At 63.7% G+C, this 26,446-nt stretch carries 18 protein-coding genes; 10 read left to right on the top strand and 8 right to left on the bottom strand.

Going from position 1 to position 26,446, the window contains the following annotated elements:
• The first annotated feature begins 74 nt into the window (after positions 1 to 74).
• From uxaC to C1M53_RS04195, 8 genes are all read left to right on the top strand, one after another.
• Complete coding sequence (uxaC, locus tag C1M53_RS04230) at positions 75 to 1,484, top strand: glucuronate isomerase (protein WP_129411099.1); 1,410 nt, start codon at positions 75 to 77, stop codon at positions 1,482 to 1,484.
• A gap of 134 nt (positions 1,485 to 1,618) precedes the next feature.
• On the top strand, positions 1,619 to 2,545 hold the full coding sequence (locus C1M53_RS04225; RefSeq protein ID WP_129411098.1) for a TRAP transporter substrate-binding protein: 927 nt from the start codon (positions 1,619 to 1,621) through the stop codon (positions 2,543 to 2,545).
• Between the two features lie 51 nt (positions 2,546 to 2,596).
• Complete coding sequence (locus C1M53_RS04220; RefSeq protein WP_129411097.1) at positions 2,597 to 3,157, top strand: TRAP transporter small permease; 561 nt, start codon at positions 2,597 to 2,599, stop codon at positions 3,155 to 3,157.
• A gap of 4 nt (positions 3,158 to 3,161) precedes the next feature.
• Complete coding sequence (locus C1M53_RS04215) at positions 3,162 to 4,442, top strand: TRAP transporter large permease (RefSeq protein ID WP_129411096.1); 1,281 nt, start codon at positions 3,162 to 3,164, stop codon at positions 4,440 to 4,442.
• Between the two features lie 10 nt (positions 4,443 to 4,452).
• Positions 4,453 to 5,226, top strand: coding sequence for a FadR/GntR family transcriptional regulator (locus tag C1M53_RS04210; protein WP_129411095.1), 774 nt, complete (start codon positions 4,453 to 4,455; stop codon positions 5,224 to 5,226).
• A gap of 22 nt (positions 5,227 to 5,248) precedes the next feature.
• Positions 5,249 to 6,094, top strand: coding sequence for a 5-dehydro-4-deoxy-D-glucuronate isomerase (gene kduI / locus C1M53_RS04205; protein WP_129411094.1), 846 nt, complete (start codon positions 5,249 to 5,251; stop codon positions 6,092 to 6,094).
• Positions 6,091 to 6,855, top strand: a complete 765-nt coding sequence (kduD, locus tag C1M53_RS04200) for a 2-dehydro-3-deoxy-D-gluconate 5-dehydrogenase KduD (RefSeq protein ID WP_129411093.1) — start codon at positions 6,091 to 6,093, stop codon at positions 6,853 to 6,855. The genes kduI and kduD overlap by 4 nt, the downstream gene beginning before the upstream one ends.
• A gap of 119 nt (positions 6,856 to 6,974) precedes the next feature.
• Complete coding sequence (locus C1M53_RS04195; protein WP_245488438.1) at positions 6,975 to 7,310, top strand: cupin domain-containing protein; 336 nt, start codon at positions 6,975 to 6,977, stop codon at positions 7,308 to 7,310.
• Here C1M53_RS04195 and C1M53_RS04190 read toward each other — a convergent pair whose 3' ends face one another.
• From C1M53_RS04190 to C1M53_RS04155, 8 genes are all read right to left on the bottom strand, one after another.
• Entirely contained in the window at positions 7,311 to 7,928 is a 618-nt protein-coding gene (locus C1M53_RS04190; RefSeq protein ID WP_129411091.1) for a cupin domain-containing protein, read from the bottom strand. It abuts the gene before it with no gap.
• Between the two features lie 38 nt (positions 7,929 to 7,966).
• Complete coding sequence (locus tag C1M53_RS04185) at positions 7,967 to 8,725, bottom strand: SDR family NAD(P)-dependent oxidoreductase (RefSeq protein WP_165358039.1); 759 nt, start codon at positions 8,723 to 8,725, stop codon at positions 7,967 to 7,969.
• A gap of 31 nt (positions 8,726 to 8,756) precedes the next feature.
• Positions 8,757 to 9,938 (bottom strand): M20 aminoacylase family protein, encoded by a 1,182-nt coding sequence (locus tag C1M53_RS04180; protein ID WP_129411090.1) that lies wholly within the window; start codon positions 9,936 to 9,938, stop codon positions 8,757 to 8,759.
• A 32-nt stretch (positions 9,939 to 9,970) separates the two neighbouring features.
• Entirely contained in the window at positions 9,971 to 11,848 is a 1,878-nt protein-coding gene (locus tag C1M53_RS04175; RefSeq protein WP_129411089.1) for an ABC transporter ATP-binding protein, read from the bottom strand.
• Positions 11,848 to 12,762: an ABC transporter permease gene (locus C1M53_RS04170; protein ID WP_129411088.1), complete on the bottom strand. Its 915-nt coding sequence runs from the start codon at positions 12,760 to 12,762 to the stop codon at positions 11,848 to 11,850. Before C1M53_RS04170 ends, C1M53_RS04175 begins: the two co-directional genes overlap by 1 nt.
• Before the next feature lie 9 nt (positions 12,763 to 12,771).
• Positions 12,772 to 13,761 (bottom strand): ABC transporter permease, encoded by a 990-nt coding sequence (locus C1M53_RS04165; RefSeq protein ID WP_129411087.1) that lies wholly within the window; start codon positions 13,759 to 13,761, stop codon positions 12,772 to 12,774.
• A 129-nt stretch (positions 13,762 to 13,890) separates the two neighbouring features.
• On the bottom strand, positions 13,891 to 15,456 hold the full coding sequence (locus C1M53_RS04160) for an ABC transporter substrate-binding protein (protein WP_129411086.1): 1,566 nt from the start codon (positions 15,454 to 15,456) through the stop codon (positions 13,891 to 13,893).
• 268 nt (positions 15,457 to 15,724) lie between these two features.
• Entirely contained in the window at positions 15,725 to 17,455 is a 1,731-nt protein-coding gene (locus C1M53_RS04155; RefSeq protein WP_129411085.1) for a winged helix-turn-helix domain-containing protein, read from the bottom strand.
• A 329-nt stretch (positions 17,456 to 17,784) separates the two neighbouring features.
• Between C1M53_RS04155 and C1M53_RS31595 the strand changes: the two genes are divergently transcribed.
• Both C1M53_RS31595 and C1M53_RS04140 read left to right on the top strand, forming a co-directional pair.
• On the top strand, positions 17,785 to 18,972 hold the full coding sequence (locus C1M53_RS31595; RefSeq protein ID WP_165358038.1) for a hypothetical protein: 1,188 nt from the start codon (positions 17,785 to 17,787) through the stop codon (positions 18,970 to 18,972).
• A complete protein-coding gene (locus tag C1M53_RS04140; protein WP_129411083.1) occupies positions 18,945 to 26,327 on the top strand; it encodes an autotransporter-associated beta strand repeat-containing protein in 7,383 nt (2,460 codons plus the stop codon). Before C1M53_RS31595 ends, C1M53_RS04140 begins: the two co-directional genes overlap by 28 nt.
• Positions 26,328 to 26,446: the final 119 nt, after the last annotated feature.

Here is a 26,446-nt window from a genome sequence, read left to right as displayed (position 1 = left end):
ATAGTTTTTGTATGTTGACATTACTTCTGACTGATCCTAGCCCTTAAGAGGCCGAAGGAGGAGCGGCAGGGTCCATGAATTCGCTTGTCGATCCAGACTTGCTGTTTCCGGCCGAGCCCTCGGTTCGCGGCATCGCTCGCCAGCTCTACGACCTCGTCAAATCCCTGCCGATCGTCAGCCCGCACGGCCACACCGATCCACGCTGGTATGCGCTCAACGAGCCTTTCTCGGATCCGGCGCAACTGCTGATCGTGCCGGATCACTATGTGTTCCGCATGCTGTTCAGCCAGGGCATCAGGCTGGAGGACCTTGGCGTGCCGACGCTCGATGGTGCACCGGTCGAGGCGGATGGCCGCAAGATCTGGCGCCTGTTCGCCGAGAACTATTTCCTGTTCCGCGGTACGCCGACCCGGCTGTGGTTCGACTACGTGCTCAGCGATCTCTTCGGCATCAGCGAGCCATTGACCGCGAACAATGCCGACCGCCACTACGACGCCATCGCTCATTGCCTGCAGCGCCAGGAATTCCGGCCGCGCGCGCTGTTCGAGCGTTTCAACATCGAGGTGATCGCCACCACCGACGGCGCGCTGGACGATCTTGCCTGGCACCGGCAGATCCGCGACAGCGGCTGGTTGGGCCGCGTCGCCACCGCCTACCGGCCGGATGCTGTGGTCGATCCCGATTTCGAAAGTTTTGCCGCCAATCTCGACCGCCTCGGCGAGATCACCGGGTGCGACACCGGCAACTGGGCCGGGTATCTCGACGCCCATCGCCAGCGCCGTGCCTATTTCAAAAGCTACGGCGCCACCTCGACCGATCACGGCCATGCCACGGCCGAGACCGCCAATCTTTCGCCGGCCGCTGCACAGGAGCTGTTCAACCGCATCCGCGCCGGTTCGTCCGACGAACGTGAGCATCGGCTGTTCCGTGCCCAGATGCTGACGGAAATGGCCAGGATGAGCCTGGACGATGGGCTGGTGCTGCAGATCCATCCCGGTTCCTGGCGCAACCACTCACCCGCCATGCTCCAGCGCTTCGGCCGCGACAAGGGCTTCGATATCCCGACCCGCACCGACTATGTCGCCGCGCTGAAGCCGCTGCTCGACGCGGTCGGTCTCGAGCGCGACCTTTCCGTCATCGTCTTCACGCTGGACGAAACGAGCTATGCGCGCGAACTGGCGCCGCTGGCCGGTGTCTATCCGGCGCTGAAGCTCGGGCCGGCCTGGTGGTTCCATGACAGCCCGGAAGGCATGCGCCGCTTCCGCGAGATGACCACTGAGACCGCAGGTTTCTACAACACCGTCGGCTTCAACGACGACACCCGCGCCTTTCCATCCATACCGGCCCGTCATGATCTGGCGCGCCGGGTCGACTGCGCCTTTCTCGCCCGCCTCGTTTCGGAGCATCGCCTGAGGGAGGATGAGGCACGCGAGCTGGCGCCGGAGCTGGCCTACACGCTGGCGAAGAGGGCGTATCGACTTTAGCCAACTATAAGAGGGAGGAACCAATGCTGCATATCTCGAAACCAGAGCGTTTCCGTTTTCCACGGAAACGCGGAAACACTACAGCGCTTTGTTCATATGCTCTGGCCGGCCTTGCACTGCTGACGGCGTCGCTGATGACTGGCGCTGCCTTTGCCCAGACGGTGCTGAAATCGTCAGACACGCACCCGGATGGCTATCCGACCGTCGAGGCGGTCAAATATTTCGGCGAGCTGGTCAAGGAACGTACGGCCGGGCGTTATGCCGTCGAGGTCTATCACTCGGCCCAGCTCGGCGAGGAGAAGGACACGATCGAGCAGGTGCGTTCCGGCGTCATCGAACTCAACCGCGTTTCCATGGCGCCCTTCAACGGCACGGTAAAGGAAACCATCGTCCCGGCCCTGCCTTACATCTTCCGCTCGGAAGACCACATGCACAAGGTGATGGACGGCGCCATCGGCGACCAGATCAAGGCAGCTTTCGAGCCCGCTGGTCTGGTGGCGCTGGCATTCTACGACGCCGGCGCGCGATCCTTCTACAACAAGCAGAAGCCGATCAATTCGGTAGCCGACATGAAGGGCCTGAAGTTCCGTGTCATCCAGTCGGACATCTTCGTCGACATGGTGGCGGCGCTGGGCGCCAACGCCACGCCGATGCCTTACGGCGAAGTCTATTCGGCGATCGAAACCGGCGTCATCGACGGTGCCGAGAACAATTTCCCAAGCTACGACACCGCCAAGCATTTCGAGGTGGCGAAGAACTTCTCCCTCGACGAGCACACCATCCTTCCGGAAGTGTTCGTGATGAACAAGGCGACCTTCGACAAGCTGACGCCGGAAGACCAGGCGATCTTCAAACAGGCGGCGAAGGACAGCGTCGCCAGGCAGCGCGAATTGTGGGCCGCCAAGACCGCCGAGTCCCGCTCCAAGGTGGAGGCGGCAGGGGCTGCGATCACCTCTCCCGACAAGCAGGGTTTCATCGACGCCATGAAGCCCGTCTACGAAAAGCACGTCACCGATCCAGTTCTGAAGAAACTGGTCGAAGACGTTCAGGCCGTGCAGTGACGCAGCCGACGGGCAGGCCTCGGCCTGCCTGCCGCTTCCGGGAGCGAGACCATGTCGGCAAGACTGGAAAAGACCGGCCGGACCCTGTCCTGGCTGAGCACGCTGTCGCTGTGGCTGGCCGGCGCGGGCCTCGTGGCGATGACGATCATCGTCGCCTGGCAGGTGTTCTGCCGCTATGTGCTGAACGACTCGCCGAGCTGGACCGAGCCTGGCGCCGTCATGCTGATGAGCTGGTTCATCTTCCTCGGTGCTGCCGTCGGCGTGCGCGAGAATTACCACATGGGCTTCGATGTGCTGCTCTATGTCGTGCCGAAAGGCGGCAAGGCATGGCTGCGCATGATCTCCGATGTCGTCGCCTTCGCCTTCGGCATCGGCATGGTCTGGTACGGGTCGCAGCTGGTCCTGCTGACATGGAACACCACGCTGCCGTCGCTGCGCATCTCGGGCGGCTGGGACTACGTGCCGCTGGTCGCGGGCGGGGCCCTGATCTGCCTGTTTTCGCTCGAGCGCATGGTGCTGCGGCTCGCCGGCCAGCCGATCGACGACATCCTCGATGAATTGCCGCCGGCGGAAGTCGCTGCCGAACTCGACACCGCCAAAGTGAAGGCCTGATACGATGGAAATGCTGATCCTCTTCGGTGTCTTCACTCTTTTGATGCTGATCGGCACGCCGATCGCCTTCTGCCTCGGCGTCGCTTCCTTCGCGACGGTGCTCTATATGGGGCTGCCGCCGCTGGTCGTCTTCCAGCGCCTCAACTCCGGCATGAGCGTGTTCTCGATGCTGGCCATCCCGTTCTTCATCTACGCCGGCGACCTGATGGTGCGCGGCGGCATCGCACAGAGGATCATCGCCTTCGCCGCCTCGCTGGTCGGCCACATCCGCGGCGGCCTCGGCCAGGTCAACATCGTCACCGCTACGCTGTTCGGTGGCATCTCCGGTTCGGCGGTGGCGGAGGCTGCCGCCGTCGGCGGCGTCATGATCCCGCAGATGAAAGCGCGTGGCTACGGCGCCGACTATGCCGTCAACGTCACATCGATGGCGGCGCTGATCGCGCTGCTTTTGCCGCCCTCGCACAACATGATCATCTATTCGATCTCGGCGGGCGGAAAGATCTCGATCGCCGATCTGTTCACCGCCGGCGTCATCCCCGGCCTGCTCTATGCCGCCGCCTTGATGGTGACGGCCTATTTCGTCGCCCGCTCGCGCGGCTATCCGACCGAGCCGTTTCCAGGCTTTGCCAAGGTCGGCCAGTATTTCCTGATCTCGATCCCGGGCCTGCTTCTGATCGGCATCATCTTTGGCGGCGTGCGCTCGGGCGTTTTCACCGCCACGGAAAGCTCCTGCATCGCCGTGCTCTACGCCCTCGCGGTCACCACCTTCGTCTATCGCCGCATGACCTGGAACGACTTCGTGCATGCCACCTTCGGTGCCGTGCGCACCACGGCGATGGTGCTGCTGATCATCGGCATGGCGGCAGCCTTTTCCTGGCTGATGGCGTTCATGCGCGTGCCGGCATCGCTGATTGCCTGGATGAACACGATCTCCGACAACCCGATCATTATCCTGCTCCTGATCAATGTGCTGATGCTGGTGCTGGGCACCTTCATGGACATGGGACCGACCATCATCATCTGCACGCCGATCTTCCTGCCGGTGGCGGTGGCCTACGGCATCGATCCGGTGCATTTCGGCGTCATCATGATCCTCAACTTCGGCATCGGGCTGAACACGCCGCCAGTGGGGGCGGTGCAGTTCGTGGCCTGTGCCGTCGGCAAGATTTCGGTCTGGGAGGCGATGCGCTCCATATGGCCCTTCTATGCCGCGGGCCTCGTGGTATTAGGTCTGGTCACCTACATACCCGCGCTCTCGCTCTGGCTGCCGAGCGTATTCAGATAGGCGTTTCATCATGGCATCAGAAACAGTCGAAGACCTGCGCATCGAACGCAAGCCCAAGCTCGCCGAGCGCGTGGTGGCAACCTTGCGCGCCCAGATCGTCGGCGGCCAGATCATGCCTGGCCAGAAGCTGCCTACGGAAGGGCAGATGACGGAGACGTTCGGCGTTTCCCGCACCGTGATCCGCGAAGCAATGGCAAGCCTCGCCGCCGACGGCCTGGTGGAATCCAGGCAGGGCGCCGGCGTCTTCGTGCTCGAACATCCCACGCTGACGTTTTCGTCCTTCAGCCAGGAGATCAAGAAGGTCAGCCAGGCGATCAATGTGCTGGAAGTGCGCATGGGCATCGAGATCGAGAGCGCGGGGCTGGCCGCGCTGCGCCGCAACGCCGCGCAGGAAGCGCTGATCCAGGAAGCCTTCTTCGAATTCGACCGCCTGCTGCATCTGGGTGAGCCGACCGGCAAGGCCGACTTCGCCTTCCACCGCGAGATCGCATCGGCCACCAACAATCCATTCTATGTCGAGATTCTCGACGCGCTCGGCGACCGCACCATTCCATGCGACCGCGCCTCGCCCTGGTATTCGGTCGAAGTGTTGTCGAACGAATATCTGACCGGCCTGCAGCGCGAGCATCTCCTGATCCTGCAGGCGATATCGGCCGGCGATCCCGATGCGGCGCGCGTCGCCATGCGCGCGCATCTGATCGCCGCGCAGGATCGCTACCGCCAGCGCCTCACCACCCAGCAGGCGGAGTATCTGGCCGCCGAGAAGTCACCCAAGAAGCCCTGACCGCAGAGAGAAGCATCCCGAAATGACAGTCACCAGCTATTCGTCCCGTTATGCCATCGACCCCAATGCGGCAGCGGCCATGGGCACGGACGAGTTGCGCCACAACTTCCATATCGGCGATCTCTTTCATGCCGGTGCTGTCCATCTCACTTACACCCACTATGACCGCATGGTCGTCGGTGGCGCGGTGCCGCTGGCAACCCCGCTGGTGCTGGAGGCGATCAAGCCGACCGGAACGAAGCACTTCCTCGACCGGCGCGAGCTGATCGCCGTCAACATCGGCGGCACCGGCACCGTTCAGGCAGGCGACGGGACCTTCGCAGTCGGCACCCGCGACATGGTCTATGTCGGCAAGGGCACCGAAACGGTTGCCTTTGCATCGGTCGATCCGCAGACCCCGGCGAAGTTCTATCTGCTGAGCGCGCCGGCGCATCAGGAATTGCCGGCAAAGCTGATCCGCATCGCCGATGCAAGGCGGCTTGACCTCGGCAGCCAGCAGACCTCGAACGAACGCTCGATCTTCCAGTTCATCCATCCGGAAGGCGTAAAGACCTGCCAGCTGGTCGTCGGCATGACGCAGCTGGCGCCTGGCTCGGTCTGGAACACCATGCCATGCCATGTGCACGACCGGCGCATGGAGGCCTATCTCTATTTCGATCTCGCAGATAGTGCCCGCGTCTTCCATTTCATGGGTGAACCGGACGAGACCCGCCACATCGTCATGAAAAACGAGGAAGCGGTGCTGTCGCCGGGCTGGTCGATCCATTCCGGCGCCGGCACCTCCAACTACGCCTTCATCTGGGCGATGGCGGGCGACAATGTCGACTACACCGATGTCGACCCGGTCGATATTGGTGAGCTGCGGTGAGCGATCTTTCCGCCTTCAGCCTGGAGGGGCAACGCATCCTGGTGACCGGCGCCAACACGGGCATAGGCCAGGGCATCGCCGTTTCGGCCGGCAAGGCAGGCGCCCACGTGCTGGGTGTCGGCCGCTCCGCCATGGACGAGACCGCTGCGCATCTGGCATCGATTGGTGCTTCCTTTACGCCGATCACCTGCGACCTGTCCGATCACGCGGCGGCGGCGGCGATGCTGGCCGCGGCCTGGGCCGAACACGGGCCGATCGACGGCATCGTCAACAATGCCGGCATCATCCGCCGTGGGGATGCGATCGACTTCAGCGAGCAGGACTGGGACGACGTGATGGACGTCAACCTGAAATCGCTGTTCTTCCTGACCCAGGCTTTCGCCCGCAGGGTACTGGCCGCCAACCGAACGGGGCGCGTCGTCAACATCGCTTCGATGCTGTCTTTCCAGGGCGGCATCCGGGTTGCTTCCTACACCGTCGCCAAGCATGGCGTGCTTGGCGTCACCCGGCTGCTGGCCAACGAATGGGCGGCCAGGGGTATCAACGTCAACGCCATCGCTCCAGGCTACATCGTCAGCAACAACACCGAGGTGCTGCGCAATGATCCCGACCGCAATGCCGCGATCCTCGGCCGGATTCCGGCCGGCCGCTGGGGCGAAGCCGGCGACATCGGCGACGCCGCCGTCTTCCTGCTGGCGCCAGCCTCGAAATACATGCATGGCGCTGTGGTGCCCGTCGATGGCGGCTGGCTCGCCCGCTAGAGCATGATCCCGAAAAGTGGGAACCGGTTTTCGGAAAAGATCATGCTTCAAGAAAGAGATAGAGCGGGATGCGGATTCAACCCGGTCGTATTCCGCTCTCATCAGAAGGAGTTCAGCTTGTGACAGGGACCGAGGTCTTTTCCCGCGCGGTCGATCGTCAATGGACTGCCACACCGGATGGCAATCGCCGCCGGGTGCTGGTTCACACCGATGAACTGATGATGGTCGAGTTCGGCTTCGAGAAGGGCGGCGTCGGCGCCTTGCATTCGCACCCGCATGTGCAGGCAAGCTATATCGCCGAGGGGCGCTTCGAGGTGACCATCGACGGCAGGACGCAGACACTCGGTGTCGGCGATAGCTTCATCGTGCCGTCTAACTTGGTTCATGGCGTGAAGGCGCTTGAAGCGGGCCGTCTTGTTGACAGTTTCACGCCGCATCGGGCCGACTTCATCTAGCTAGAAGGTCGGCGGCGTGCAGGTCCACAGAATGCTGGCTGGTTCGTCACCGGTGTTGCGGTAGGAATGCGGCACGTGTGAACGGAAGCAGAAAGCATCGCCTGCCTGCAGGCTATGCACGACGCCGTCGAGGTTCAGGTCGATCCTGCCGCGCAGCACGTAACCGGTCTCTTCGCCTTCGTGGGTGATCGCCTCGCCGCTTTTGCCGCCGACATCGATGTGGTGGATCGTGCTCTGAAGCAAGTGGCCGCCCTTGTAGGGGATGATGCGCTCGAACGAGACGCCGGCGCCATCACCCGGCCGGTTGTCGAGCGTCACCACCGGTCGCTCGCCGGCGCGGAAGACTGGCGTGTCTTCCGGCTCGGTTTCGTCAAAGAGCCAGCTGATGTTGGTTTCCAGCACCCGTACCAGCCGGTGGATCAGCGGCAGCGAGGGCAGGGCTTTGCCGTTCTCCGCCTTGGAGAGCAGGCTTTCCGAGCAGCGGCTGCGCCGGGCAAGCTCCTTCAGCGTCAGGCCCTTGGTCTGACGCGCCAGCTTGAGCTTGATGCCGACCCGGCGCCGGGCGTCGGACAGGTTCTCGATTTCCTGGTCGAGCACCGACCCTGCCGCATCCATCATTTTGTCGGACCTCCTTGGTCCGTTACTTGATTGCCGGCTCAGTGCGCCATGCCGCCGTCGACCATCATCGATTTGGCGGTAATGTAGCGCGCCTCCTCGGAGGCGAGAAATACATAAATCGGCGAAACTTCAGCCGGCGTTCCCTGCCTGCCGAGCGGCACGATACGGCGGACAACCTCTCCGTGCGACTCGACGCCACCCATATAGTCAATGGCCGGTGTGTTGAAGGGGGTGTCGATCCAGCCGGGCAGCACGGAATTGACGCGGATGTTGGCCGGAGCCAGCTCCTGTGCGAGCGCAGTGGTGAAGGCGATCACCGCGCCCTTCGCCGCGGCATAGGCGGTCATGCCCGGCGCGCCGCGCAGGCCGGCGAGCGACGATGTGGTGATGAAGCTGCCGCCGCCGGCGCGCTTCATGGCCGGTGCGCCATACTTTGCGGCAAGGAAGGTACCGCGGGCATTGACGTTGAAGATCGCATCCCAGGTGGCTGCTTCGACGCTGTCGACGGCGCCGGTGCGCATCAATCCAGCCAGGAAGACCAGCGTGTCGATGCCGTCGAGTTCGCGCTCGGCATAGTCGACCGCATTGCGCACCGAGTCCTCGTCGCGCACGTCGCAGCCAATGCCGTGGGCGGTGGCGCCGTGCGAGCGCGCCAGTGCGGCAGCTTCCGCCGCCGCCGGTTCATTGATGTCGGCCACGACGATGGCGGCTCCGTTGCGGGCGAAATCCTCGACGCAGGCCCGTCCGATGCCGGTTGCCGCGCCGATCAGCAATGCCCGTTTGCCAGCAAGTCTCATCTGTCTCTTCTCCTCATTGTGCAAAGGGCGGTCACGCCTGTGCGGCTGTTCCGATTGTCGTTTTGGGCCAGGAATTGACGAGCGCGGTCCAATAGAGCGCGCCGTAAGGAATAAGCGCATCGTTGAAGTCGAAACCCGGATTGTGCAGCGGGGTGCGGTTGCCGTTGCCGATCCAGGCATAACAACCAACCTTGGCGTCGAGCATGAAGGCGAAATCCTCCGACGCCATGCTGGGCTCGAACTCGGTGATCACCGATTGCTCGCCCCAGGTCTCGGCGGCGATGACCGCGGCCGCAGCCGCGACACCCGGATCATTGATGGTAGCGGGATATTTCGGTGTGAAGGCGAGTGCTGCCTTCACATCATGTGCGATGGCAATGCCGTTGACGATCTGCTCCAGCCGCTGCTGCACCGTTGCCCGTGCCTGTTCGGAGAACGCCCGCACGGTGCCGTGCAGCACGACTTCTCCTGGCAAGGCGTTGAGCGAATTGCCGCCATGGATCTGTGTCAGCGACACCACCACCGGCTGCATGGCATCCACGGCGCGACTGGTGATGGACTGCAGGCTGCTGATCAGCGCGCCGGCTGCGACGATGGCGTCGGTGCCGAGATGCGGCAATGCCGCATGCACGCCGGAAGCCTTGATGGTGACGGTGAAAAGATCCATCGCCGCCATCATCGGCCCGGGCTTTACCGCGACGGTGCCGAGCGGCAGGCCCGGCCAGTTGTGCAATCCGAAGACGGCATCGACAGGAAAACGCTCGAACAGGCCTTCCTCGACCATTTTGCGGCCCCCGCCTTCGGCTTCTTCGGCGGGCTGGAAAATGAAGCGCACGCTGCCGGCGAGGCGGTGGCGGGAAAGATAGTCGGCGGCTGCAAGCAGCATGGTCATGTGGCCGTCATGGCCGCAGGCATGGCTCACGCCCTGGTGCCGCGAGCGATAGGTGAGCTTGCTCTCTTCGAGGATCGGCAGCGCATCCATGTCCGCGCGCAAGCCGAGCAGCGGTCCGGGCTCATCGCCTTCGAGCGTCGCGACAAGTCCGGTTCCAGCAAGGCCCGTCTCCACCGCAAGCCCCATTTCGCTCAGGCGTTCCGCGACATAGGCGGCGGTCTTGTGCTCCTGGAAGGCCACTTCAGGGAACTGATGCAGATGCTGGCGCCAGCCGGCATAGACCGGCTGGCGGTCGCGGAAGAAAGCTTCGGCCGAACCCATGCGCCGACCTCCATTCTGGTTTTCATTGAGGGTCACGCGGGTGCTCCGTTCGACGCGCCTGCGGCCTCTGCCGGTGGCAGGCTGTCGGCGCGCAGATGGCAGGCGCTGGTATTCACGCCGACGTCGGCCCCGCGAACCGGATCGTCCACGGCGCAACGGTCGAAGGCGAACGGACAGCGGGTGCGGAAGCTGCAGCCTGGCGGGATATCGATCGGATCCGGTGGCTCACCCTCCAGCAGGTAGGTCTGCATCCTGTACGGCTTGTGCTCGACCGTCGGCACGGCGCTGAGCAGCGCCCGCGTGTAGGGGTGCGCCGAACGCTCGAACATGGTCTCGTTGTCGGCCAGTTCGACGATGCGACCGAGATACATCACCGCGATGCGCGCGCAGACGCGCCGCACCATGGCGAGGTCGTGCGAGATGTAGACATAGGTGATGCCACGTCTGGTCTGCAGCGTTTCGAACAGGTCGAGCAGTTTCGCCTGTTCGACCTGGTCGAGCGCCGACAGCGTCTCGTCGAGGATCAGCAGCTCAGGTTCCAGCACCAGCGCGCGGGCGATGTTGACCCTCTGGCGCTGGCCGGCGCTGAGGCCGACCGGGAGCTGATCGTAGAGCGTTTCCGAGAGCCCGACCTCGGTCATCACCGCCTTGACCTTGGCCTCGATCTCGCTCCGGCTTCCGAGCCCATGGATCAGCAGCGGTTCGGCGATGGTGCGGCCGATCGAACAATGGGCGGCGATGGCGTTGTAAGGGTCCTGGAGCAGCAGCTGGAACCGCCTTCGCAGTGCGAGAAGGTCCTGTCCCCGCAGCGTGGCGATATCCTGGCCTTCGAACAGGATCTGTCCGCTGTTTGGTGCCTCGAGGCAGCTCAAAAGCCGCGACAGCGTGGACTTGCCGCAGCCCGATTCCCCGATGATGCCGAAATTCTCGCCGCGCCGGACGGTGAAGGAGACGCCGCGCACGGCCTTGACCTTGCGATGGGCGAAGATCGCCTTGCGGTCACGGACTTCATAGGTCTTCTCGACATCGCGCACATCGAGCACGACATCGGCCGATGATGGCTTGGGGATTGTCCCGCCGATCGACCAGAGTTTCGGCACTTTGGCGATCAGCTCGCGTGAATAGGCGTGCTGTGGCTTCTGCAGCAGGTCGGCAACCGGGCTGTGCTCGACGATGCGCCCGCGGTCGAGCACGATCAGGTCGTCGGCGATCTCGGACACGATGCCGAGCGACGAGGAAATGAACACCACTGCCGTGTCGAAATCCTTCTGCAGGTCGCGCAGCAGGCGCAGGATCTGCGCCGCCACCGTGACGTCGAGTGGCTGGGTGATGTTGTCGGCGATGAGCAGCTTGGGGTTGGAGACCAGTGCGTCGACGATCAGGGCACGCTGCATCATGCCGCCGCTGAACTGGAAGGGGTACTCGTCGAAGCGCTGGGCCGGTGAGGGAATGCGCACGGCATCGAGCGTGTCGATCACACGCTTGCGTGCCGCCTCGCGTGAAAGTTGCGGCGAGACGGTGCGCAGCTTTTCCAGGATCTGGTGGCCGACCGGTACGGTGGGATCGAGCGCGCTGGTCGGATTGGCGCCGATATAGGCGATCTCGCGTCCGCGCAGCCGCGCCATCTCGGCTTCCGGCAGCGTGAGGAGATCGCGCCCGCCATAATGCACGCTGCCGCCGGTGACCCTGAGCGGCTGTCGCAACCAGTTGACCAGTGCGCGCGACAGGATGGTCTTGCCGGAGCCGCTTTCGCCGATGATGCCCAGCACCGAGCGTGCATTCACCGTCAGGTCGATGTCGGAAAGCAGTTGCCGTTCGCCGGTGGCGTTGCCGATGGCCACCGAAAGGCCACGCACGGCCATCAGCGGCTCGCCGGCAGTCGCGGCAGGGAGCGTTATGATCTTGCCCATCACGCGCCTCCCTGCAGGATCTGGTTGCGGGCCCGCTCCAGCACGCCGCCCATCAGGTTCAGGCTGCTGAGCGCCAGCGCGAGCAGTACGCCGGGCACGATGGTGATCCACCAGGCATTGAGCAGATATTGCGTGCCCGAGGAGATGATGGTGCCGAAGGTCGGGGTCGGTGGCTGGATGCCGATGCCGATGAAACCGAAAATCGCTTCGAAGATCATCATGCGCGCCACGTCGAGCACCGCGACGAAGGCGATCGGCGGCAGGATGTTCGGGGCGATGTGGCGAACCATGATGCGCAGGTCGCTGGCACCGAGGATCTTGGCGGCGCGCACATATTCCTTCTGGCGTTCTGACAGCGTCACGCCACGCGACACGCGGGCATAGACCGGCCAGCTGGCCAGGATCAGCACCGCGATCACCGATGCCGGCGACGGCCGCGACATGCCGAGGATGGTGATGGCAAGGATGACCACCGGGATCGACATCTGCACGTCGGTCAAGCGCATCAGGATCACGTCGACCCAGCCGCCGCGATAGCCGGCATAGATGCCGATGGCACAGCCGATGATGAATATGCCGACGACACTGACAACACCAATGGCAAAGGCGTTGCGCAGCCCGATCAGGGAGCGCAGCAACAGGTCACGCCCGAGCTGGTCGGTACCGAGGAAATGCGGCAGCTTGCCGCCTTCCATGAAGATCGGCGGCAGGAACTTGTCGGTCACGTTCATCTTGGTGGCCGAGGCATCGATGATGAAGGGCCCCAGCAGGGTGAGCAGCGCGAGTGCCAGGAACACCGATGCGGCAACGCGCATCTCGGTATAGCTCCAGGCGCGGTGCAGGATGCGGGCGGTGACGCCCCGGCTCCTTGGTCGGCTTTTTGGCAAGGTGGCCTGTGCGGTGGTGCTGTTCATCTGCCGGCCTCAGAACTTCAAGCGGCGGTCGATGGTCGTCGAGGCGAAGTCGACGAGCATGTTGATGGCGACGAGCGCGCCGCTGGCCAGGATCGCGACGGCCTGGATAATCGGGAAGTCGCGCTGGAAGACGGCATTGATCGTCAGCATGCCGAGCCCGGGATAGCTGAAGATGTATTCCACCACGAACAGCCCGCCGAGCAGCATGCCGATCATCTGGGCGCCGAACAGGTTGAGCAGCGGCACGGCGGCATTGCGCAGCACATGTTTTGCGATCATGGCGCGTCGCGACAGGCCGCGCACCAGGCCGACGTCGAAATAGGTCTCGCCGAGATTGGCGGCGACCGAAACGGAGATGGCGCGGATCAGCACCGGCGACAGCTCGATGGCCAGTACCATCGCCGGGATGATCGTATAGGCAAAACCCTTGTAGCCGATCGCCGGCAGCAGGCCGGTCTTGGCCGAGAGCAGGAAGATCAGCACCACGCCGACCCAGATGTTGGGCAGCGATACCAGGAAGGAACTGACATAGAGGCCGAGCCGGTCCGGCCAGCGCCCGCTGCGCAGGCCGGCAGCGAGGCCGATCGGCACCGAGACCAGCAAGGTAAAGGCGATGCCGAGAGCGGCAAGCTGCAGGCTGTAAGGCAGGGCGGTGCCGATCAGCTCGGCGACCGAAGCCCGGCTTTCCGGATCGAAACCAGCGCTGTCCTGCGACCCTCCGGTGCTGCCACCCTGGACGCCGCGGATGAACGACCGTCCGAGATCGCCGCTCGCCACCTGCGTCACGAAGCGGCCGAACTGGACGAGGATCGGATCGCGCAGGCCGAGGTTCCTGGCCGTTTCCTCGAGCACGCTGGCCGGTGTCATCGGTCCGAGGATGATGCGGATCGGATCGCCAGGCACAATGCGCAGCAATGTGAAAATCACGAAGGCGACGAGAAGCACGATGACCAGACCCTGGCCGATGCGTCGCAGGAAAAATTCGATCGCGAATGCCATGAACTCTTTCTCAGGCAGCAAGGCAGCCGGCGGCCGGATCGACCGGCGCCGCGCGGAGCATGATCCCGAAGACCATGCGCGAGACAAAGTGACGTGCGGCACCAGCGGTGCCGCACGCGTCTGCCAGGTTCAGGCGAGTGTCGCCTTGCTGAGATCGATCGGGCCGTTCGGGTAGAAGTAGACACCCTGCAGGTTCTTCGACATTGCCCTGAGGAACACCGAAGAGAACAGCGAGATGCTCGGCACCTTGGCGGCGATCAGCGGCAGGGTCTCCGTCTGCAGGATCTTCAGCCGTTCGTCGGTCGAAGCGGCATTGCGCTCCTTGTCGAGGGCCGCATCGATCTCGGGGTCGGAAACACCGTTGATCAGCGCGAATTTCGACAGGTAGTTCGGGCGCAGCACCAGGTCGGGCTCCGGCGAACCGGTGATCCAGCCGACATCGACGATGTGGCCCGGGCCCTGGCCGTCGGCGCGCCGGTAGAGCTGTTCTTCCCAGGCCGCCGGCTCGAGCGTCGTCAGCTTCACCGGGAAGCCCTGTTCCTGCAGCATGGCGGTGATCAGTTCGCCATATTCGCGGGTCTTCGGATAGAAGCCGACCGAGGTGATGTATTCGATCTCCGGCAGGCCCTGGCCTTTCGGGAAGCCCGCTTCGGCAAGAAGCTTCTGGCTGAGTTCCGGGTCGAACTTCGGATAGGTGGCAACGTCGGTGTAGCCGAATTTCACCGGCGAGATGTGGCAATTGGAGGCCTGTCCCGCATCGCCGACCACCGCCAGGACCTGTTCTCGGTCGATGGCATGGACCGCCGCCAGGCGCACGCGCACGTCGTCGAAAGGCGGCTTGTTGCAGCGGAAATGCAGGTATTTGTTTTCGCTGGAGAGGCCGCGCTGCGTGGTGATGCTGGCCTCCTTGGAAAGCGAGGCAAACTGCTCGGGCTCCAGGCGCTCGGTCAGGTGGTACTGGCCGTTGAGCAGGCCAAGCACGCGCGTGTTGGCGTCGGGCACGTAGTTCCACAGCACGGTCTCGATCTGCGGCTTGCCGTCATGGAATTTGTCGAACGCCTTGAAGATGATCTGGTCGCCCTTGGTCGCTTCGTAGCGGAAGGGCCCTGTGCCGTTCGGCCGCTGCTTGAGCATGTCCGGATTGGCGATATCCTTGGCCGACAGGATCGGCAGGAAGGCGGAGACATACCAGAAATTCAGCGCCGGATAGCCGAACTTCTCGGTCTTCAGGCGTACTGTGTAGTCGTCGACGATCTCGACCTCGACCTGCCCCGGATACCAGGCCGAAGCAGGCCGGCTCGGCTGTGAGGCATATTCGTAGGTCGCCTTGACGTCTTCGGCCTTGAACTCCTTGCCGTCGTGGAAAGTGACGCCCTGGCGCAGCTTGTACTCCAGGGTGAACGGGTCGATCACCTTCCATTCGACCGCGAGGTCGGGAAGGATCTCGCCCGGATTTTCGGGTGTCATCGGGCACTTGGTCAGATGGCCGAACAGGAAGCCTTCGGCGGTGATCTGCGGTGCTACCGTGTGGGAGCTCGGGTCCCAGCTGCTGGTGACGGTGCCGGCCGCCGCGAAGGACAAGGTCTTGCCGTCTTGCGCGAAGGCGCGGCCCATTTTGCCTGTCGGTCCGACGATGAGTGAGCCTGCGCCAAGCGCGGTCGCGCCGGCCAGGAACATACGCCTGGTCGTTTTCATTTTTCCCCTCCCATTTGTGCAAAGTCAGAAACTTAGCACGTGAAGGATTCAACTATGATGAGTGATTGTCAAGTGACTTGAATGAAAAGTCATGCGTCTTGAATTTTTCGCGTCTGCGGAGGAGCCGTACCCGGAGCGAGCCGGGTCAGAAGGGAGGGAGGGGCAGGTTGTCGTTTTTTGGCGAAATGGCGAAAAGGCCGGGCCGCGCTACCCGTGAATTGGGTGCAGGATTTCGCAGGCCTGGCGCTATGGGGTCACTGTCGAAAGTCTAGTTCTTCGGCAGCCCGACCTCGACCATCGTCTGCACGATGCCGACGCTCGTCTCGACGAAAGCCGGGCTGGCGTTGCGCTCCGGCGGCAGCACGTTGAGCGCAGTCGAATTCGGGCGCAGCGCCATCCCCTTGGCCAGGGCGACCTTTGCCTCGTCGGGGCGACCGGCGCGTTGAAGCGCTGCCGCCAGCAGCAGATAGGGGCGGCCCGAGGCGGGCGTGATGGCGATGGATTTCTTGATCCACTCCACGGCCTGGTCATTGTGGCCGAGCATGAGATGCGCCCAGCCGATGCCGATCTTCCAGGTCCAGCGGGAGACGGCAGGGGTGTCGATGACATCTGCCTGCTGGAACGTCGCAAGCGCATCCTCGGTGCGGCCGAGCTGAAGCTGCGTCAGGCCAAGCTGATAGAGCGCGCCACCGTTCCACGGGTCGAGGTTCAGCACGCGCGCGCAGGCGACCAGACTTTCGACGAAGTTGTTGGTGGCGGTCAGGAAACGGCAGTAGGCTTCCATACCGGGCAGATAGCGTGGTTTTACCTGCAGCGCCCGCTCCAGCAGGGATCGTGCTCGCGATTCCGCGGCGGTCATTTCAGCCGGGCTGTACCAGACCATCTGGATGCCGCGTGTCTGCAGCGCCGCGAGGGTCACCTGCAGGTCTACATTGTCGGGCTCACCGGTCAGGCCGTTTTCCAGCATCGCCTGCGCGGTTGCGAAGCGCTCACGCGTGGTCTGGTTGATGGAGGCGATGGCCTGCTCGACCACGACCTTGGCGTTGTCGACAGGTGAGCTGAGCGCGATTCCCCTGGTGTCGGGATAGAGCGACGCGTTGATGCGCAAGGCGAGCTCATGGCCGAGACCGGCTGTAAGCCTGGATTGTTGGATGGTCGGTTCGGTCTGGGCGCTGTCGACCGAAACCGAGGTCGTCCATGTCACCTCACCCGTCGCCGTATCGGTCATGCGCGCTTCCAATGTCCAGGCATTGGCGCTGCGTTCCAGTTCGCCATTCACCAGGAAATCGGCATCGGCAACGGAAGCGGAGACACCAGCCAGCAATGCCGCCGCCGGCTTTGTCCGCGATGTCACCACCCGGATCGTATCGATCCTGGCCAGGCCATCGCTCAGGCGCTCGGTCACGTTTCCCGCCGTCGAAACCGTTTGGGCATCGTCGCTGGCGGTGGTGATCGGCATCACCATCACCACGGGTGGCTTGCGTGAAAAGATCAGCCTTGGTGCGATCGCCTGCGCCGCGACGGCAAAACCGATCAGCGCACAAAAGCTGACGACGATGGCTGCCCAGCCGCGCATGCCGCGAAACGACTGCCGGTGTGCCGTCGGCGCGGGCTGGGTCCCAGCGTCTGGCGCGCTTGTCCGTTCGTGTTCCGTCGCAACGGTGTCCGGCCCGGCCTGGACATCGGGGCTGGCCGGCAAACCCGCCACTTCGGCATCGAACAGATAGCCACGGCCGGAGATGACCTTGATCAGGCTGCGCCCGTCGTCGGCGAGTGCGGTGCGGATCTCGCGGATGCATTGGAACAGGCTGTCTTCGCCGACATGGACATTCGGCCAGATCGCCTCCATCAGCTCCTGCTTGGTGACGACGCGGCCGGCATTGGCCGCAAACAGGTGCAGCATGTCGAACGACTTCGGCCGCAGCCTTATCGGGCTGCCGCTGGCATCGCGCAGCTCGGCGCGTCGTTGATCAAGCTCAAAGCCGGCGAACCGGAGCACGTGCTTCCCCTTTTCCACGGCTGCGCCGCGTATCGTTCAAATATCAGAAAATCTTCAGAAAGTCTTCGGCGCCGCTTCAGGACCTATCCGCCCCTTCAATGAGATGAAGGCTCGGGATGCCGTTTCAGGGCAGGGCTTGTTGTGCGGGGAAGTTACTTTGAAATCAAGGATGTCGAGAGCGATCTCTCCCGACCGGAGTGGCGGTTTGCTCACCTTCCGGATGAAGACAACGCGCTTCCTTCCCTCGACTTTTTTCGGGTGCATCCACGGCGCCTGACGTGTCGGTCGCACCTCTCCAGTTCCACCGCCAAAGCATGCGGAGCATTTTCGTGATTTCTGGGAAGAACAATCTGGCGCAAACCAACCGGCTTGCGCTGCGGTCGGCTGTCATGCGCCTGGCATTGCTGGCTGCCTCGGTAGCGCCGCTGGCAATTGTTGCGGCCACGGGAGTGCTGGCGGACGGAGTAAACGGTTCTGCCGGCACGAACGCTCCGAACTACAACACACCCGGAACAGGCGGGAACGCCGGTCTCTCAGGAAACGGTGTCGCTACCGGTGTCCAGGGCACCAATGGCGACACGAGCAACGCTGTACCCGGTGGTTTTGGAGGCGCATCGGATTCCGGTGGTGGTGGCGGCGGGGGCTACATCCTCGGTGCGGGCGGCGGCGGCGGCGGTGCCGGCGGCGCCGGGACGGCCGTCAGCACGAGCATCTCAGTCCTTTCCAATCTTCAGGGTGGTGCCGGTGGCGCGGGTGGCGCGGGTTGGGGCGAAACCCAGGGCGGCTATCGGGTCGGCCGCGGCGGCGGCGGCGGCGGCGGCGGCAGCGGCATCTTCGTCACAGGCGCGGCTGCCGACCTGGCCGTGACAATAGGCAGTGGCGTTACGGTCAACGGCGGAAACGGTGGCCAAGGAGGCGCCGCGAACACATCGTGGAGTTACGGCGTCAACGCGACGGACAATGGCGCCGGCGGTTCAGGTGGCAACGGCGTTACAGCGGCCGGTGCGATCAAAACCTCGATCGTCAACGACGGCACCATCCAGGGCGGAAAAGGCGCTCTGGGTGGTAAATTCGTTATGTCCGACCCCAGCGTCAGGGGCGCCGAGGGGCAAGGCGGTTTCGGCATCGCCGGCTCGAACCTCGACATCACGAACAACGCCAGTGGCACGATATCGGGGGGCATGAATGCCGGCAACAATTCCCGGCGTCAGGCAATTTATCTCACCGGCGGCACCAACAGCATCCACAATGAAGGCTTGATCGTCGGCACGATAGAACTGGCCGGCGGCACTACGACGCTGTCCGGTACCTACAGCAATGTTCTCAAGATCAATGGCGGCGCGACGCTCAGCCTGGGTGCGGATTCGGCGACCGGCTTCACGAGCTTCAACAATGCCGGTGGCACAATCAATGTCGGCGAAGAGAACATGCTGTCTGCCGGCACGATCTTTAACAGCGCCGGTGGTCGATCAACCTGGCTGCCCGCGCGGTGCTCTGGGGCACAGGCAATACCCTGAACAATGACAGCACCATCAATGTCGGTACTGACGGCGTCGTGATGGACGATGGCGACATCAACAACAATGCCCTTGGCGTTATCAACTTCAACGGCCCTGGCGGCGTCGCGAAACTTTCCCCAGGCATTGGATTCAGCGTCAACAACAGTGGCCAGATCAAGGTTCTGGGCGGTGACGTCGACGTGCAGGTCAGCAACATCAACAACCAGGGCAATGGCCAGGTGTCGCTCACCGGTGGCAACATGGTGAACGTGTTGACGTTCACAAACGCCGACACTGCGACCTTGAACGTTGCTGCCGGCCGCAAGCTCAGCCTGCAAACCCTGGCCTTCAATGGCGGCACCGTCTCGGGCGCCGGCACGATCGAAGCTGCGACATCATTCAATTTGTGGGGCGGCGGCACGGTCGGCACGACGCTTTCCGGTGCAGCGTATCTGAGCAGAGGCGGTCCCGGGACAACGATCCTTACCGGCAGCCACACCTATACCGGCGGCACCAGGGTCAATGCCGGCGAATTGCAACTCGGCACCACGAGCACCGCAGGCACGATCCAGGGCCAGGTCAATGTGATGGGCGCCGGCACGTTCACAGTGGCCAATTCCATTTCGGGCATGAGCGGCATCACGAATGCGGGCACAACGAAATTCCTGAACGGAAGCAGTGCCGGCAGCGCCACGCTCGTCAACAACGGAGAGATGCAGTTCTACGACAGCAGCACAGCCGGCGCCGGGACCGCGACCAACAACGATTCGCTGGAGTTCCACGGCACAAGCACCGCCGGCAGTCGCGCGATTACCAACAAAAGCACCCTGCAGTTCTTCGACAACAGCAAGGGTGGCGCTGCCACAATCAACAACAACAATGGTGCTCTGCTGAATTTCAACAACACCAGTACCGCCGAGCTCGCCGGCATCACCAATGATGGTACGCTGTCTTTTTATGACAGCAGCAACGCCGGCTCTGCAGTCATAACCAACAACAATGAACTCACCTTCTACGATGCGAGTCGAGGCGGTGCGGCTCAGATCACGAACAACGGCAACCTGACATTCCGCTCCACCACCACGGCCGCCAGCGCCAAGATCATCAACAATTCCAGCGTCGTGTTCCTCCACAACAGCAATGCCGCCAATGCCGAGATCAGCAATGGCGGCGGCAGCGTCGATTTCTCCGGCTCGACCGGCTCCAACGGCGACAAGAAACTCAGCGCAGGCTCGATCGCCGGCGGTGGTTCCTATCTGCTTGGCGACAACGAGTTGACCGTCGGTTCGAACGGCCTCTCGACCGAGGTCAGCGGGACGATCAGCGGTACCGGCGGTTCGCTGGTCAAGACCGGCAATGGCACGTTGAAGCTCTCGGGCGCAAGCACCTATACCGGGCCGACCAAGGTCTCCGGCGGTACGCTGCGCGGCGGCGCCTCCAACGCGTTCTCATCCATTGGGGCGTTCAGCGTCGCAGGCGGCGCGACCATCGATCTCGGCGGGTTCAATCAGGAGATCAGTTCCCTGACCGGTGACGGGGTCGTCACCAACACTGGCATTTCCGACGCGACATTATCTGTCGGCAGCGATGGCAGCTCGACCGTATTCAACGGCACGATCCAGGATGGCGTTGCTGGCTCTCCGACCTTGGCACTTAGCAAGGTCGGCACCGGCACGCTGACGCTGACCGGTACCGGAAGCCATCGCGGGGGCACGACAATCAACGCCGGCACGCTGCAGCTGGGCACGATTGGTGCCGGCGGCATTGCAGGCAAGATCACCGGGTCCGTCGACGTCGCCGCGAGCGGCACCTTCGACATCGTCAATGTAGATCCGAGCAGCGCCCTGTCCATAACCAGCAGCGGCACCACGAATTTCCGCAATGCCACCAGCGCCGGTGGCAGCAGCAACAGCATCAGGATCAACGCCGGCACGCTGAATTTCTACGACAACACCACGGGCGGCTCCGCCGAGATCAACAACAGCAGCGGCGTCCTCAACTTCAACGACAGCAGCAAGGCCGGAAACGCCGAGATCTTCAATCTGCAGATGGTCAATTTCACCGGCGACAGCTCGGCGGACCAGGCGCATATCCGCAACATGTCGGCCATGAATTTCAAGGACCGCAGCACGGCCGACGGGGCGCGGATCGAGAGCGACGGCATCACGACTTTTTCAGACACCAGCACCGCGGGCACGGCTGTCATCACGGCCCGGGGAACGGTGGAATTCAAAGGCAGCAGCACGGCGGAAAACGCGACCATCACGGTCAACTCCGGCGGCTCTGTCAAATTCCGTGACACCAGCAGCGGTGGCGGCGGGCGTTTTGCCATCGAGGATGGCGGCAGTTTCCATATTGGAGATCTGACCTCGGCGGGGACGACCGTCGGCTCAATCGAAGGTGCAGGCACCTATTATCTAGGCTCCAAGAAACTGACGGTCGGCTCCAACGATCTGTCGACCGAGGTCAGCGGGACGATCGTCGACGGCCCCACAGGCGCTGGTGGTTCTCTGGCCAAGATCGGCACAGGCGTGCTGACCCTTTCCGGCGACAACACCTATAGCGGCGGCACCTCGTTTGGCGGAGGCGTCGTGCAGGCTTCGAGGGATGCCAATCTCGGCGATGCCTCTGGTGCTCTGGCCTTCGATGGCGGTGCGCTGAAGCTGGGAGCGTCGTTCAATCTCGCTGCCACGCGCCAGATCGCTCTCAATGGCGGAGGCGGGACCATCGATACCGACACCTTCGACACCACCATTTCGCAAGGCATCACCGGCGGCGGTGGCCTGACCAAGATCGGTGCGGGATCGCTGACACTCACCGGCACCAGCACCTACACCGGCGCAACGACGGTGAGCGGCGGCAAGCTGCTGGTGAACGGCTCGATCGCTTCGTCATCGGGCACTACCGTCGATGCTGGCGCCACGATCGGCGGCAATGGCACGCTCGGCAGCACCATCGTCAACGGCACGCTGTCGGCCGGCAGCAGCCCGGGCAAGCTGACCGTCGCCGGTGATCTCACCCTCGGGGCAGGCTCGACCAGCCTGTTCGAACTCGGCGCGCCGGGCACCGTCGGCGGCCCGCTGAATGACCTCGTCTACGTCACCGGCAATCTGACGCTTGGCGGCACCCTGCTGACGCCGGGCGCGGTCTCCGGCTACTACCGGCTGTTCAACGTCGACGGCTCCGTCTCCGGCAGCTATTCGAGCCTGCCGGCCAGCGCCACCATCCAGACCGCGATCCCGCATCAGGTCAACCTGTTCATCCAGAACGGCGACCAGATCGTGCAGTTCTGGGATGGCGCCGACAGCATCGGCAACGGCACCGTCGATGGCGGCGCCGGCATCTGGAGTGCCGGCGGAACCAACTGGACCGGGGCTCCCGGCGCTGCCGATTTCAACGATCAGTGGCGTGGTTCGGTGGCTGTGTTCACCGGCACCGGCGGGCTGGTGAAGGTCAATGGCCCTGTCGGCTTCGAAGGCATCCAGTTCGCCAGCGACGGCTACAAGCTCGAAGGCGACGACCTGACGCTCACCGGCGACAGCGCCAACAACAGCGCGGCGAGCTTCGTCAACGTCAACGCCGGGGCCACGGCCGAGATCGCCTCGGTACTCACCGGTGCCGCCGGCATCGGGCTGGACAAGTTCGGCAGCGGCACGCTTATCCTGTCGAACGTCAACGGCTATACCGGCGCCACCACGATCAAGGGCGGCACGCTGGCACTGAAGGGCCTCGGCAACATCGGTATGTCGAGCGTCGTGAACATTGAAAACGGCATACTCGACATTTCAGGACGGTCGATGCCAATCGCGGCGATCACCAGTCTTGCCGGGACGTCTTCCGGAACGGTCGAGTTGGGCAGCAAAGGATTGGTGATCACCAATGGTTCGACCGATTTCGCCGGTACGATCAAGGGTACCGGTGGGTTGTCGATCGAGGGCGGCACGCAGACCTTGTCCGGCGTCAACACCTATACCAACGCTACCGAGATCTATGGCGGTGCCACGCTGGCGCTGAAGGGCAGCGGATCCATCGCAAGCTCCGCCTATGTAGGCTTCATGTCGAATGGCACGCTCGATATCTCGCAGACGACGGCGGGCGCGCGCGTTGCCGGCCTGTTCAGTGCGACAGGCAATGGCATCGTGGCTCTCGGTTCGAAGACGCTCACCATAACCAAAGGCTCTCTGTTCGGCGGTTCGATCCGCGATGGCGGCATCGGTGGCGGCACCGGCGGCAACGTCGTGATCGCGGATGGCGCGGAGCAGATGTTCTCCGGCGTCAACATGTTCACCGGCTCGACGACGATCGAGCAGGGCGGCACCTTGCAGCTCTCCGGCGACGGCAGCCTGTTTGCCTCCTCCGGTGTCGTCGCCAACGGCGTCTTCGACATTTCCGACCAGAGCACGGGCGCCGGCCCGGGCATCAAATCGCTGACCGGCAATGGCCAGGTCTATCTCGGGGGCAGGAACCTCGGCATCGGCAATGCGAACGGCACCTTCTCCGGCGTCATCAGCGATTGCGGGACGACAGGCACCGACTGCTTCAACACTTCGACTGGCGGTTCGCTGACGCTGAGCGGCGGCACGCTGACCCTGACCGGCATCAACACCTACACCGGCGGTACCACCGTGGGGTATTTCGGAGCCCCCGGCAGCAGCAAACTCATCGTGACGAACAACAGTTCTGTCGGCAGTGGCCGGGTGTTGCTGAACGATGCCGGCCTGTTCCAGGCTGGAGCGGATGGCCTGACCTTTGCCAACCGTTTCGAGGTCAGCCCGAGCTATGGCACGATCGACACCAACGGCCATACCATGACCATTGCCGGCGTGATCGCCGATGCCACCGATCCCGGCACGCTGCACAAGACAGGTGCAGGCACACTGATCCTGACCAATGACAACACCTATGGCGATGGAACGGTGGTCGAGGCCGGCACCTTGCAGCTCGGCAATGGCGGGACCACTGGCTCGATCCTCGGCGATGTGCAGCTCGGTGGCACGCTCGCCTTCAACCGCTCCGACACCTACACCTTCTCCGGTGTCGTTTCAGACCGGAGCGGCAGCCATGGCCAGGTCGTGCAGAACGGCACCGGCGTGGTGGTGCTTGCGGGCGCCAACAGCTATTCGGGCGGCACCGTCTTCAACAAGGGCACCATCGCCGTCGCCAGCGACGGCAATCTCGGCGATGCCGCCGGCGGGCTGACCTTCGATGGCGGTACGCTGCGCTACGATGGCACCTTCGATGTCGGGGCTACCCGGGCCGTCACGCTCCAGGCAGGCGGCGGCAGCTTCGACAGCAATGGCTTTGCGGCAGGCGTCGCTTCAGACGTCACCGGTGCCGGCGGCCTGACCAAGACAGGGGCGGGAACCCTGGCGCTGTCGGGGCAGAACGACTACACCGGCGCCACCACGGTGTCGCAAGGCACGCTGAGCGCCAGTGTCGCGCATTCCTTCTCGGCACGCAGCGCGGTGTCGGTGGCGGCTGGTGCCAGTCTCGACCTCGGCGGTCTCGACCAGATCATCGGCACGCTGTCGGGTGCGGGGTCGGTTGCGCTCGGCAGTGGCAACCTCACCGTCGACGAGACCAGCAACTCGACCTTCTCCGGTGGTCTCTCCGGTGGCGGCTCCTTCACCAAGTCAGGCAGCGGCAAGCTGATGCTGTCGGGAACCAGCACCTATACCGGCCAGACCTTCGTCAAGCAGGGTACGCTGTCGGTCAACGGCTCGATCGCCTCCTCGTCCGGCATCACCGTCGAAACAGGCGGCACGCTCGGTGGCACCGGCACACTGGCTTCGGTCACTGTCAACAATGGCGGCACGCTGGCGCCCGGCAATTCGATCGGCACCGTCACCATTGCCGGCAACCTGGTCATGGGCGCCGGCTCGACCTATGCCGTCGAGCTCGATCCGGCTTCCGCCGACCGCACCAATGTCAGCGGAACTGCCAATCTGTCGGGCGGCACCGTCAGCACCAACTATGCGGCAGCCACCTATATCCAGAAGACCTACACCCTGCTCAATGCACAGGGTGGGCTGGGTGGCACCAGCTTCGCCGGCCTGACCGGCACGGCACCCACCGGCTTCAAGCACAAGCTCGCCTATGACGGCAACAACGCCTATCTCGCACTCGATCTCGACATACGCGAACCGGGCAAGCCTGGAGACCCCGGTGAACCGGGCAATCCCGGCGGCAGGCCGGCCTTTGATCCGCTCAACCGCAACCAGCGCTCGGTGGCCAATGCCATCGTCGGCTATTTCGATGCCAAGGGTGGTATCCTGGCCGAGTTCGGCGCCCTCGACAGCGCTGGCCTCTCGCTGGTCTCCGGCGAGCCGACGGCCGGCGCCATCAGCTCAGGCATCCACGGCACCGATCAGTTCCTCGGCCTGCTGTCGGGCGAGGCGCTGGCGGGCCGTGGCGGGCAGGGTATTGCTTCCGGCGACACCGCATCAGCTTTCGCCGACGAGAAGCCGGTTGCGGATGGCGACAAGCCTTTCGCAGCGCTCGGCGCCAAATCCGATCGGCTTGCCGGGCCTGTCGCAAAAGTCTTCGACAGCCGCTGGCGCAGCTGGGGTGCCGCCTATGGCGGCACCTCCGAGATCGGTGGCGACGCCGCTGCCGGCTCGCACGACACCGATCTCAAGACGTTTGGACTGGCAGGCGGCATTGCCCGCAAATGGGACGATGCCACCATCGGCATCGCGCTCGGCGGCGGCTCGTCCGACTTCCGGCTGGCCGACAAGCTCGGCAGCGGCAGCGCACGCTTCTTCAATGCCGGTGTCTTCGGCCGGCAGGAGTTCGGAAATGCCTATGTCGCGGCTGCCGCTGCCTACAGCTTCTACGACGTCGAAACCGGCCGCACCGTGCTTGGCAAATCGCTGTCAGGCGATTTCAACGCGCACGCCTTCTCCGGACGCATCGAGGCCGGCTACGACATCGAGACCGCGCTGGCGACACTCACCCCCTATGCCGCTTTCCAGGCGATCGCCTACCGCATGCCGGGCTACAGCGAGACCGGGGCAGGCAATTTCGGGCTGACCTACAAGGGCAACACCACCACCGTCACCCGCACCGAACTCGGCGCCAGGCTCGATCACGGCATCGGCCTCGACAACGATGCGACACTCACGCTGTCGGGCCGCGCAGCCCTGGCGATCAATGGTGGCGACAGCATCGGCTTCGTTGCCGGCTTCCAGGCGCTGCCCGGCACGTCCTTCAGCATCGAAGGCGCCAATCCGAACCGCTACAGCGCGCTGCTCGACGCCGGCATTGAATACGCCACCGCCAACGGCTTCTTCGCCGCGGCCAGCCTCCAGGGCGAACTCTCCGGAAATGTCCAGAACATCGCTGGAACCGCAAAGATCGGCTTGAAATGGTGACGGGGAGCGGCTGGCAGAACCATCTGGTGGTTCTGCCAGCCGACACGTATTTCCATACGGGCAGGAGCCGTGCTGGTGACGGTTCGTTCATGTCGATTGACATCAAACCAACGCAATCC

It is taken from the genome of Mesorhizobium sp. Pch-S (assembly GCF_004136315.1).
Lineage (GTDB): Bacteria > Pseudomonadota > Alphaproteobacteria > Rhizobiales > Rhizobiaceae > Mesorhizobium.
The sequence above is the reverse complement of the archived record's forward strand: the minus strand, read 5'-3'. Positions and strand labels throughout refer to the sequence as shown.

Excerpts from the sequence above, each read along its gene's own strand:
- C1M53_RS04175 (WP_129411089.1), bottom strand. The coding sequence starts at position 11,848 with ATGGGCAAGATCATAACGCTCCCTGCCGCGACTGCCGGCGAGCCGCTG.
- C1M53_RS04225 (WP_129411098.1), top strand. The coding sequence starts at position 1,619 with ATGACTGGCGCTGCCTTTGCCCAGACGGTGCTGAAATCGTCAGACACG.
- C1M53_RS04220 (WP_129411097.1), top strand. The coding sequence starts at position 2,597 with ATGTCGGCAAGACTGGAAAAGACCGGCCGGACCCTGTCCTGGCTGAGC.
- kduI (WP_129411094.1), top strand. The coding sequence starts at position 5,249 with ATGACAGTCACCAGCTATTCGTCCCGTTATGCCATCGACCCCAATGCG.
- C1M53_RS04210 (WP_129411095.1), top strand. The coding sequence starts at position 4,453 with ATGGCATCAGAAACAGTCGAAGACCTGCGCATCGAACGCAAGCCCAAG.
- C1M53_RS04185 (WP_165358039.1), bottom strand. The coding sequence starts at position 8,725 with ATGAGACTTGCTGGCAAACGGGCATTGCTGATCGGCGCGGCAACCGGC.
- C1M53_RS04180 (WP_129411090.1), bottom strand. The coding sequence starts at position 9,938 with ATGGGTTCGGCCGAAGCTTTCTTCCGCGACCGCCAGCCGGTCTATGCC.
- C1M53_RS04215 (WP_129411096.1), top strand. The coding sequence starts at position 3,162 with ATGGAAATGCTGATCCTCTTCGGTGTCTTCACTCTTTTGATGCTGATC.
- C1M53_RS04170 (WP_129411088.1), bottom strand. The coding sequence starts at position 12,762 with ATGAACAGCACCACCGCACAGGCCACCTTGCCAAAAAGCCGACCAAGG.
- uxaC (WP_129411099.1), top strand. The coding sequence starts at position 75 with ATGAATTCGCTTGTCGATCCAGACTTGCTGTTTCCGGCCGAGCCCTCG.
- C1M53_RS04165 (WP_129411087.1), bottom strand. The coding sequence starts at position 13,761 with ATGGCATTCGCGATCGAATTTTTCCTGCGACGCATCGGCCAGGGTCTG.
- C1M53_RS04160 (WP_129411086.1), bottom strand. The coding sequence starts at position 15,456 with ATGAAAACGACCAGGCGTATGTTCCTGGCCGGCGCGACCGCGCTTGGC.
- C1M53_RS04190 (WP_129411091.1), bottom strand. The coding sequence starts at position 7,928 with ATGATGGATGCGGCAGGGTCGGTGCTCGACCAGGAAATCGAGAACCTG.